The following is a 10,774-nucleotide window of genomic DNA, read 5'->3' as shown; positions in this document are numbered from 1 at the left end:
AACTCTGCTGCTACTTTTTCTGGCTGTCGCCTGTCAGGCCGAAACCTTGACCAAACGTTATGTTGTTGAGCTTCAACAGAATACAGCTTTTTCAAACCAGAGTTTTTCTATAAAGCCAGACCAGCGTTCGCTGTCGTATAATCCGTCAGATATTGCCGACAAAAATGGCTTTATAACTATCAACAAGCTCATCATGCTGACCGGCCACATCCTGACATGTGGTCAGTAAATGGTTGTATTTGCAGTCCCAAAGTCATTTTTTTCAAAGCTAGTCGAGTTCACATATTTTGCATGATGATTCACGGTATCATCACAAAGCGGGTGAGTAGGGTTTAAACCCTTCGTCATTAAAAAGTTTACACTGTGGTTTTGTATCTTCTGTCTTCACTGTCAGTGTGCACATCAGCTGATAGTACAAAGGCGCATCGTCATTAACCCGGTTGACCGCAAGTGTGAGATCAGCTCTCTGACCGATCAATTGATGAATGCCCTTCGCCAGATATCGTGGGCAATAACCAACAATCTCCGGTGTCTCGGTGGTGCGAATAGCGATCGCCTGGTGATCTGCCGGGTTCTGAATATCCTGCATAAGTAGAAGCGGATCGCCGGATTGCAGGGTTTTGATACGAGCACGGGCGGAGTCCGCAACGTAGCGTACGCCGTGAACAAAAAAGTCGAACTCAAAGGAACCCGTTGTATCCTGCTGCACTTCAGGAAAGACCTGCAAATTATCAGTACTTTTAGTACCACCGGTTTTGGCCAGGATAAGCAGTGGGCAATTTTGTCCCTCCAGGCCCAGCCAGGATAATAAAAGCTTATATTCAGGCCGACGTTCTGATAACAGGCGATTGGCAAACAGGGGGAACAACCGTTCAGACCGATAAACCTTGGTTAAATCCTCCATGCCGGTAAACGGTGTAAACCGTTCACTATAGCCAGCTCCCCGAGTGTATTGAAACTGGTAATGATCGCCGTTCCGAGTCAACTTGCCCACCGGGTGCCACTCTCTTTTTAACGGGTCCTGCCAGGCTAAAAATACGCTGTTTACCGATGTGTGCATAGTAGACTCCTTCTATTTTCTAAAATCATTTGTTCAGCAAATTGAATGGCTATGAGGGTTGTTACCTCCTCTGGTATTCGCTGTAGTAGCTGACCTATTTCAGCCTCGGACAGCAAGCTGAGTTTTTTCAGCCAGAAGCCTGCAGCCCGGGGCTGCATTTCTTTGGCAACAATAAAAGCATCCATGGTTTTCAATGGTTTGTTGTCGGCTTTGGACCTATAGAGTGCACAACTGGCTTTCCTGACGTATGCCGCAACGGAAAACCCCCGGTCCTTTGTGGACAGGCGTTTCTGCCGGGTATCATCCCGCTCTGTGCAGCCAAGGCTGGAAGCGTGATCATAAGTTGGGCAAAGGTACTTTTTACCGCTGGCATCGTCCAGTAAAACCGCCCAGTTTTCATGGTGCCGATCCTGATTGCTGATCAGTGCATCCAGCATAAGGTAGCCGGTAAACACGCCAGCAGCATCCATAAACTCGGGGAATTTCTCCTTAAAGGGCGGAAGAATACCACTTTTTGCGGTTTCAAGAATACCCATTACCCGTGCCACCGTATGTTCTCTGACCCGGACAAACCGTTGTTGTTCATCGCCGGGGTAGGTGTTATCAGTGGACATTAACAGCTGGTTACCCAAAGTCATCCGCCAACGGGTACGATCAGTAATAATACTTGGGCTGGTGACACCAATATTGCCCTGAAAGCGGGCCATCTCATAGGTGGCGTGGGGAATACCCAACTGCACGCAAAGTTGCTCTGCCACCTTTTCCGACCAGTGCTCCCCGGTTAACGGGCGTGACTTTTTAAACAGCCATTTCTGTTTCTGCCAGGTATACCAGGATTTCTCCTTGGTGCCGAGATCCTCCGGCGAGTCCATCTCCTCCCTGATATCGATGATTTTATAGGGTGTTGTCATGCCGGGGTTCCTGGCTTTCTTGGGTTATTTAACGGTGACCTGGCCGTTCATTAGCATGGGAAGTAGCCACTCCGGGCACCAAACCTGCAAGGTTATAATACTCGGGAAGGACAGCCAACCACGACCATGCGGAATAGTCTGCAAGAATGTTCGAGCCCTGTCATGCCACAAAAGCAGATACCACACCGGGCAACAAACCTGCAACGCTATAATGGTCGACGAGAAGGACCAGCGACGGCCTTGCGGGAGGGTCTTCAAGAATAGCCAGGCACTCTCGAATCACAAAAGACGCCACCACACCGGGCAACAAACTTGTGATGTGACCCTGGTCCGGGAGGATGGACGACGGTCTCAGCCCTCCATAAGGTAATGTGAATAAGTAACGACCCTTGGCAGAAGGTTTTTGAAAGATAATCACGCTTGCTTTCTTGATCTATCCTTCCTCTCTGTACAACCGGAGGCAAGGATAAAATCATTAAATACTCACTCTTTGCGACAACTCTGCTGCTACTTTTTCTGGCTGTCGCCTGTCAGGCCGAAACCTTGACCAGACGTTATGTTGTTGAGCTTCAACAGAATACAGCTTTTTCAAACCAGAGTTTTTCTATAAAGCCAGACCAGCGTTCACTGTCGGATAAACCGTCAGATATTGACGGCAAAAACGACTTTAAAAGACCAGATTTACCCTCTGATAATAAACGACAAAGATTTCTCAATTACGAAGTAAAAACAACCCTCATTGAATCGATTTCCTGGCAGTTGCTTTACGCCACGAATTTGCTGCTTGCTTTCGAACTGATCATGTCCAGCAAAGCCCCCCCCTCTGGGTGCTACTTATTCATGGCTCCCCGCAGAAGGCATTGTCACTGTCGGCTGGCTTTTGAAAAGCTATTGGAACCCCGACTCACTGCTGTTTAAACCGATTGAACAATCAGAAATGAGGTTGTCACAAGGGAATCAGCCTTTTGCAATCACTACTATGATGCACGGCTCCGGCTATGACCAACAACAACCACAACAACAAAGCCAACTATCAGAATCATCTGGCCAACAGGCCCCGCAAGCCACCAGCCAACAAACAGGCGCTTTCACCAGCCCTCTGTTTTCTGGCACCGGTGACGGCTACGGAGACCCTCAACAAGACACACATACTTTAGGTTTAGATTGTTTCGTATACCCCTGTTATGGCATTTGTGAATTCCGACCATCTTTCGAAAACACAGAGCCAGATGAAAGCTGGCTGAATTTTGAAGAAAGTCTGGCAAGCTATACAGAAGTAACACCCGGACAAAACCCATGCCCCCATGACTGTCTCTGCTTTCGTTGCATATGGCATTTTGATCCTGAAAATGAAAGATCAAATGATCCCTTTGCCATTGAACTCAAATGCACTTCAGGCCAACTATTTCAGTTAGATGGCATTGATGACAACCCGGTCAATACAACCGCCCCTGCAGAGCAAGTCACCTGTGACCTGACAATAGTCGGTAAGGATGGCCAGCTACGGAATTGCGAGAAAGTCTACAGGAGTATCAAAACCCTTTTGAATCACAAAGGAAAAGTCCACTCCGGTAAAAAAACCTGTCTCGTGCCGGTAGTCGGGAAGGATGGCCGACTGCGACCATGCGGGGAGGTCTCGAAAAATGCCGGTGCCCTGTCGAATCACAAAAGAAGGGCCCACAGTGGGCAGCAAACCTGTGAAGTCATAATGGTCACAGAGGATGGTCAGGAACGGCCATGCGGAAAGGTCTGCATGAATGCCAGCGCCCTGTCGAATCACAAAAAATGCGCCCACACCGGACAAAGAACCTGTGATATGACCGTGGTCGGGGAGGATGGTCAGCCGCAGACATGTGGGAAACTCTGCAAGAGTGCTCAATCCCTCTCGTGTCATAAATTCAGTCACCACACCGGGCAAAAAACCTGTGACGTAATCCTGATCGGAAAGGATGGCCAGCAGCGACCTTGCGGAAAGGTATACAAGAATGTCAGTGCTCTAAGGTATCACAAAAAAAACACTCACACCGGGCAAAAAACCTGTGATGTGATCGTGGCCGACGAGGATGGCCAACAGCAGCCATGTGGAAAAGTTTACAAGAATGCCAAAGCACTGGCTATTCACAAAAGAACACATCGCAAACGCAAGCCTGTTGATACCAACCAGAAAGACGGTCACAGCCCTCCATAAGGTAAGTAACGCCCCTTAGCAGAAGGTTTTTTAACAGAAAAACACGCCTGCTTTCTTGATCTATCCTTCCTCTCTGTATATCCGGAAGCAAGGATAAAATCATTAAATACTTACTCTTTGCGACAGCTCTGCTGCTACTTCTGCTGACTGTCGCCTGTCAGGCCGAAACCTTGACCAGACGCTATGTCGTCGAGCTTCAACAGGATGCAGCTTTTTCAAAGCAGAGTTTTTCCATAAATCAAGACCAACGTGCATTGTCGGATAACCCGTCAGATATTACCGATAAAAATGGCTTTAAAAGATCAGATTTACCCTCTGATTATAAACGACAAAGTTTTTTCAGTTACGAAGTAAAAGCAACCCTCATTGAGTCGATTTCCCGGCAGTTGCTTTACGCCACGAATTTGTTGCTTGTCTTCGAACTGATCATGACCAGCAAAGCCTCTTCTGTGGGTGCCCGTGCTTATTCATGGCCACCAATAGAAGGGATTGTCACTGTCGGCTGGCTTTTGGAAAGCTATTGGAACCCCGACCCGGCACTGTTTAAACCGATTGAACAATCAGAAATGAGGTTGACACAGGGGAATCAGCCTTTTGCAATCACCACTATGATGCACGGCTCCGGATATGACCAACAACAATCACAACAACAAAGCCAGCTATCAGAGTCATCTGGCCAACAAGCCCCGCAAGCCACCAGCCAACAAACAGGCTCTTTCACCGACCCTCTGTCTTCTGGCTCCGGTGACGGCTACGCAGACCCTCAACAACACGCACATACTTTGGGTTTAGATTGTTTCGTCCACCCCTGTCATGGCATTTGTAAATTCCGACCATCTTTCGAAAACATGGGGCCAGATGAAAGGTCGCTGAATTTTGAAGAAAGTCTGGCAAGCCTATCAGGAGCAGTACCTGAGCAAAACTCATGCCCCCATAATTGTCTCTGCTATCGTTGCATCTGGCATTCTGATCCTGCAAATGAAACATCAAATGACCCCTTTGCTATTCAACTCCAATGGGCTTCTGACCAACTATTTCAGGTATATGGTATTGATGACAACCCGGTCAATACAACCGCCCCTGCAGAGCAAGTCAGCTGTAACCGGACAATGGTCGATGAGGATCGCCAGTTACGGTGTTGCGAGAGAGTCTACAAGAGTGTTCAATCCCTTTTGAATCACCAAAGAAAAATCCACACTGGCAAAAAAACCTGTCTCGCACCCGTGTTCGGAGAGGATGGCCGACTGCGACCATGCGGGGAGGTCTGGAAAAATGCCAGTGCCCTGTCGGGCCACAAAAGAAAAATGCACACTGGGCAGCAAATCTGTGAAGTAATCGTGGTCGGAGAGGATGGTATAACGCAACCATGCGGGAGAGTCTGCAAGAATGCCATTATCCTCTCAGATCATAAAAAAAGAAAGCACATGGGGCAAAGAATCTGCACTATGATCCTTGCCGATGAGGATAGCCAGCAGCGGCTATGCGGGAAGGTGTGCATGAATGTCCACGCTCTACGGTATCACGAAAGAAGCGCTCACACCGGGCAACAAACCTGTAACGTTATGATGCTCGGAGAGGATGGCCAGCAAAGGCCATGCACGCTGATCTGCAAGAATGTTGGAGCCCTGACGAATCACAGAAACAGATACCACTCCGGGCAACAAACCTGTAAAGTAACCGAGACAGGAGAAGATGGCCAACCTCGAGCATGCGGCAAGGTCTTCAAAAATGTCAGCGCCCTGGGGTATCACAAAAAAAGCGCCCACACCGGGCAACAAACCTGTGACGTTATGATGGTTGGGGAGGATGGTGAGCGACGGCCATGCGCAAAGGTTTGCAAGAATACCATAGCCCTTTATGATCACAAAAGAGGTACCCACACCGGGCAACAAACCTGTGACGTTATGATGGTTGGGAAGGATGGCGAGCGAAGGCCATGCGGAAAGGTTTGCAAAAATATCCAAGCTCTTGGTGATCATAAAAGAAGCGAGCACACCGGGCAAAAAACCTGTGATGTGATAGTAGCCGATGAGGATGGCCAGCAACGACCGTGCGGGAAGGTCTACAAGAATAGACATGTCCTCTGGGATCACAAAAAAAACGCCCACACCGGGCAAAAAATCTGTGATGTGACCGTGGCCGATGAGGATGGCCAACAGCGCCTGTGTGGAAAGGTTTACAAGAATGCCAAAACACTGTCTGTGCACAAAAGAACACATCGCAAACGCAAGCCTGTTGATACGAACCAGAAAGACGGCCTCAGCCCTCCATAAGGTAATGTGAATAAGCAACGACCTTAAGCAGAAGGTTTTTTCTTGATCTATCCTTCCTCTCTGTATAGAAGGTGTCACGAAACTCCAACAAATCGTTCCCACGCTGGGACCCACAGGGCCTGAGAGCATGGAAACCAGAGTTTTGCGACCCGCTCTATATCCGGAGGCAAGGATAAGATCATTAAATACTCACTCTTCGCGGCACCTCTGTTGCTACTTTTGCTGACTGTCGCCTGTCGGGCCGAAACCTTGACCGGACGCTATATTGTCGAGCTTCAACAGGATGCAGCTTTTTCAAACCAGAGTTTTTCTTTAAAGCAAGACCAACGTGCATTGTCGGATAACCCGTCAGATATTACCGAAAAAAACGGCTTTAAAAGACCAGATTTACCCTCTGATGATAAACGACAAAGATTTTTCAGTTACGAAGTAAAAACAACCTTCATTGAATCGATCTCATGGCAGTTGCTTTACGCCACGAATTTACTGGTTACCTTCGAACTGATCATGACCAGCAAAACCGACCCTCCGGGTTCTACCTCTTATTCATGCTCACCAGTAGAAGGGATTGTCACTGTCGGCTGGCTTTTGAAAAACTATTGGAACCCCGACTCATCGTTTTTTAAACCGATTAAACAATCAGGAGTGAGGTTGGCACGGGGGAATGAGCCCATTGCGATCACTACTATGATGCACGGCTCCGGATATAACCAACAACAACCACAACAACAAAGCCAGCTATCAGAGTCATCTGGCCAACAAGCACCACAAGCCATCAGCCAACAAACAGGCTCTTTCACCAGCCTTCTGCATTCTGGCTTTGGTGACGGCTTCGGAGACCCTCAACAACAAGCACATACTTTAGGTTTAGATTGTTTCGTCCATCCCTGTCATGGCATTTGTATATTCCGATCATCTTTCGAAAACATGGGGCCAGATGAAAGGTCACTGAATTCTGAAGAAAGTCTGGCAAGCCTTACAGAAGCAAAACCCGGACAAAACTCATGCCCCCATAATTGTCTCTGCTATGGTTGCATCTGGAATTTTGATCCTGCAAATGAAACATCAAGTGATCCCTCTATCATTGAACTCCAATGGGCTTCTGGCGACCAATTTCAGGTACATGGCATTGATGACAAACCGGTCAATACAACCGCCGCTGTGGAACAAGTCAGCTGTCACCTGACAATGGTCGATGAGGATGGCGAGCTTCGCAATTGTGAGAAAGTCTACAAGAGTGTTGCATCCCTTTTGAATCACCAAAGAAAAATCCACACCGGCAAAAAAACCTGTCTCGCGACCGTAGTCGAGAAGGATGGTCGGCTGCAACCATGCGGGGAAGTCTGCAAAAATGCCAGTAACCTGTCGAATCACAGAAGAAGGGTCCACAGCGGGCAACAAACCTGCAACTTTACAGTGGTCGAAGAGGACGGCCAGCAGCGACCTTGCGGAACGGTCTGGAAAAATGCCGGTGCCCTGTCGAATCACAAGATAAGGACCCACACCGGGCAACAAACCTGTGACGTGACAGTGGTCGAAAAGGATGGCCAGCAGCGACCTTGCGGAACGGTCTGCAAGAGCACCAGAGCCTTGTCGTTTCACAAGCGTGGATACCACAGCGGGCAAAAAACCTGTGAAGTGATCGTGGTCGGCAAAGATGATAAACCGCAACCATGCGGGAGGGTATGCAAGAATTCCATCACCCTGTCGCATCACAAAAGAAACGCCCACACCGCTCAAAGAACCTGTGACCTGATCGTGGTCGGGAAAGATGGTCAGCCGCGGCCATGCGGAAAACTCTGCAAGAGTGCTCAATCTTTCTCGTGTCATAAATTTAACCAGCACACCGGGAAAAAAACCTGTAACCTGACCGTGGTCGAAGAGAATGACCAGCAGCGACCTTGCGGAACGGTCTGCAAGAACCCCAAAGCTTTATGGATTCACAAACTTGGATACCACAGCGAGCAAAAAACCTGTGATGTGATCGTGGTCGATGAGTATGGCCTGCAGCGGCCATGCGGGAAGGTCTACAAGAATGTCAGCGCTCTATGTGATCACAAAAGAAGGCCTCACACCGGGCTACAAGCCTGTGACGTTATGACGGTCGGGGAGGATGGCAAGCAATGGCCATGTGGAAGGGTTTACAAGAATGCCAAAGCCCTGTCTGTGCACAAAAGAATACACCGAAAGCGCAAGCCTGTTGCTGCGAACCAGAAAGACGCTGTCAGCCCTCCATAAGGTAAAGTGAATAAGCAAAAACTTTTAGCAGAAGGTTTTTGAAAGAAAAACACGCTTGCTTTCTTGATCTATCCTTCCTCTCTGTACACCCCGAGGCAAGGATAAAATCATTAAATACTCACTCTTAGCGGCTCCTATGCTGCCACTTTTGCTGACTGTCGCCTGCCAGGCCGAAACCTTGACCAGACGCTTTATTGTCGAGATTCAACAGGATGCAGTTTTTTCAAAACAGAGCTTTTCTATAAAGTCAAATAAACGCTTAATGTCGTATATTATATCGGATATTTCCGAAAGAAACTGTTTTAAAACACCAGATTTACCCTGTGATGATAAACGACAAAAATTTTTCAGTTACGAAATAAAAACAACCCTCATTGAGTCGATTTCCCGGCAGTTACTTTACGCCACGAATTTGCTGGTTGCCTTCGAGCTGATCATGACCAGCAAAGCCCCTCCTCTGAGTGCTACCTCTTATTCGTGGCTACCGATAGAAGGGGTTGTCACTGTCGGCTGGCTTTTGAAAAGCTATTGGAACCCCGACTCACCGCTGTTTCAACCGTTTGAACAATCAGAAATGAGGTTGACACAGGGGAATCAGCCCTTTGCGATCACTATTATGATGCACGGCTCCGGCTATAACCAACAACAACCACATCAACAAAGCCAGCTACCAGAATCATCTGGCCAACAAGCCCCACAAGCCAACAGCCGACCAACAAGTGCTTTCACCAACCCTCTGTCTTCTGGCTCCGGTGACGGCTTCGAAGACCCTCAACAACACGCACATACTTTAGGTATAGATTGTTTCGTTCACCCCTGTCATGGCGTTTGTAACTTCCGACCATCTTCCGAAAGCATAGGGTCAACTGAAAGGGTGCTGAAATCTGAAGAAAGTCTGACAAGCCCTGCAGGAGCAACAGCCGGACAAAACCTATGCCCCCATAATAGTCTCTGTCATCGTTGCATCAGGCATTCTGATTCTGCAAATGAAACATCAAATAATCTCTTTGCCATTCAACTCCAATTCACTTCTGGCCAACTGTTTCAGGGACATGGCATTGATGACAACCCGGTCAATACAACCGCTCCAGTGCCAGTCCCCTGTAACCTGACAATACTTGATGAGGATGGTCAGCTACGAAATTGCGAGAAAGTCTACAAGAGCGCTTTTTCCCTTTTGAATCACAAAAGAGCATACCACTCCGGTAAAAAAACCTGTCTCGCGCTCGTGGTCGGGAAGGATGGTCAGCTGCGACCATGCGGGAAGGTCTGCAAGAATGCCAGCACCCTTGGGTATCACAAAAGAAAGACGCACACCGGGCAACAAACCTGTGACGTCATAGTGGTCAAAGAGGATGGTCAGGAACGGCCATGCAGAAAGGTCTGCAAGAATGCCGACGCCCTGTCGAATCACAAACAAAACGCCCACTCCGGGCAAAGAACCTGTGATGTAACCGTGGTCGATGAGAATGGTCAGCTGCGGCCTTGCGGGAAGGTCTTAAAGAATGCCGGTCTCCTGTCGAGTCACAAAAGAGACGCCCACACCGAGCAAGAAACTTGTGACGTGATCGTGGTCGGAGAGGGTCACCAGCAGCGACCATGCGGAAGGGTCTGCAAGAACGCCAAAGCCCTTTCATCTCACAAGGCTGGATGCCACAGCGGGCAAAAAACCTGTGCAGTACTCGTGATCAGCAAGGATGGTAAACCACAATTGTGTGGGAGGGTCTTCAAGAATGCCTATATCCTGTCAGATCACAAACAAAGAAAGCACAGTGGGCAAAAAACCTGTGATGTGACCCTGGTCGGAAAGGATGGTCAGCCCCGGCCATGTGGAAAGGTTTTCAAGAATGCCAAAACCCTGTCTGTGCACAAAAGAATGCATCGAAAACGCAAGCCTGTTGATACAAACCAGAAAGACAGTCTCAGCCCTCCATAAGATAATGGGAAGTAACGACCTTTAACAGAAGCTTTCTGACAAAAAAACAGGCTTACTTTCTTGATCTATCCTTCCTCTCTGTATATCTGGAGGCAAGGATAAAATCATTAAATACTCACTCTTTGCGGCACCTTTGCTGCTACTTTCCCTGACTGTAGCCTGTCAGAC

General features: G+C 48.3%; 9 protein-coding genes. 7 read left to right on the top strand and 2 right to left on the bottom strand.

Features of this window, described 5'->3' with window-relative positions; genetic code table 11:
- Positions 1–46: 46 nt before the first annotated feature.
- A complete protein-coding gene (locus ACOMG9_RS04080; protein WP_448215883.1) occupies positions 47–229 on the top strand; it encodes a hypothetical protein in 183 nt (60 codons plus the stop codon).
- Positions 230–310: 81 nt separating this feature from the next.
- On the opposite strand, the gene ACOMG9_RS04075 is transcribed toward ACOMG9_RS04080, so the two are convergent.
- Both ACOMG9_RS04075 and ACOMG9_RS04070 read right to left on the bottom strand, forming a co-directional pair.
- On the bottom strand, positions 311–1,060 hold the full coding sequence (locus tag ACOMG9_RS04075; RefSeq protein WP_494529817.1) for an HIRAN domain-containing protein: 750 nt from the start codon (positions 1,058–1,060) through the stop codon (positions 311–313).
- Positions 1,045–1,971, bottom strand: coding sequence for a HipA domain-containing protein (locus tag ACOMG9_RS04070; RefSeq protein WP_494529816.1), 927 nt, complete (start codon positions 1,969–1,971; stop codon positions 1,045–1,047). Before ACOMG9_RS04070 ends, ACOMG9_RS04075 begins: the two co-directional genes overlap by 16 nt.
- Between ACOMG9_RS04070 and ACOMG9_RS04065 the strand changes: the two genes are divergently transcribed.
- From ACOMG9_RS04065 to ACOMG9_RS04040, 6 genes are all read left to right on the top strand, one after another.
- Positions 1,970–2,341, top strand: coding sequence for a hypothetical protein (locus ACOMG9_RS04065; protein ID WP_448215881.1), 372 nt, complete (start codon positions 1,970–1,972; stop codon positions 2,339–2,341). The two genes, ACOMG9_RS04070 and ACOMG9_RS04065, sit on opposite strands and share 2 nt — an antisense overlap.
- Before the next feature lie 173 nt (positions 2,342–2,514).
- On the top strand, positions 2,515–2,889 hold the full coding sequence (locus tag ACOMG9_RS04060; protein WP_494529815.1) for a hypothetical protein: 375 nt from the start codon (positions 2,515–2,517) through the stop codon (positions 2,887–2,889).
- 19 nt (positions 2,890–2,908) lie between these two features.
- Entirely contained in the window at positions 2,909–4,159 is a 1,251-nt protein-coding gene (locus tag ACOMG9_RS04055) for a hypothetical protein (RefSeq protein WP_494529814.1), read from the top strand.
- Positions 4,160–4,329: 170 nt separating this feature from the next.
- The gene (locus ACOMG9_RS04050; protein ID WP_448215879.1) at positions 4,330–6,432 is read left to right on the top strand and encodes a hypothetical protein; all 2,103 of its coding nucleotides are present in this window, start codon (positions 4,330–4,332) and stop codon (positions 6,430–6,432) included.
- 210 nt (positions 6,433–6,642) lie between these two features.
- Entirely contained in the window at positions 6,643–8,670 is a 2,028-nt protein-coding gene (locus tag ACOMG9_RS04045; protein WP_448215878.1) for a hypothetical protein, read from the top strand.
- 136 nt (positions 8,671–8,806) lie between these two features.
- Positions 8,807–10,606 (top strand): hypothetical protein, encoded by a 1,800-nt coding sequence (locus ACOMG9_RS04040; RefSeq protein ID WP_448215877.1) that lies wholly within the window; start codon positions 8,807–8,809, stop codon positions 10,604–10,606.
- Positions 10,607–10,774 lie beyond the last annotated feature (168 nt).

This window comes from Endozoicomonas sp. PH6C, from assembly GCF_059322965.1.
Note: the sequence above shows the minus strand (reverse complement) of the source record. Positions and strands in the feature narration are given on the sequence as shown.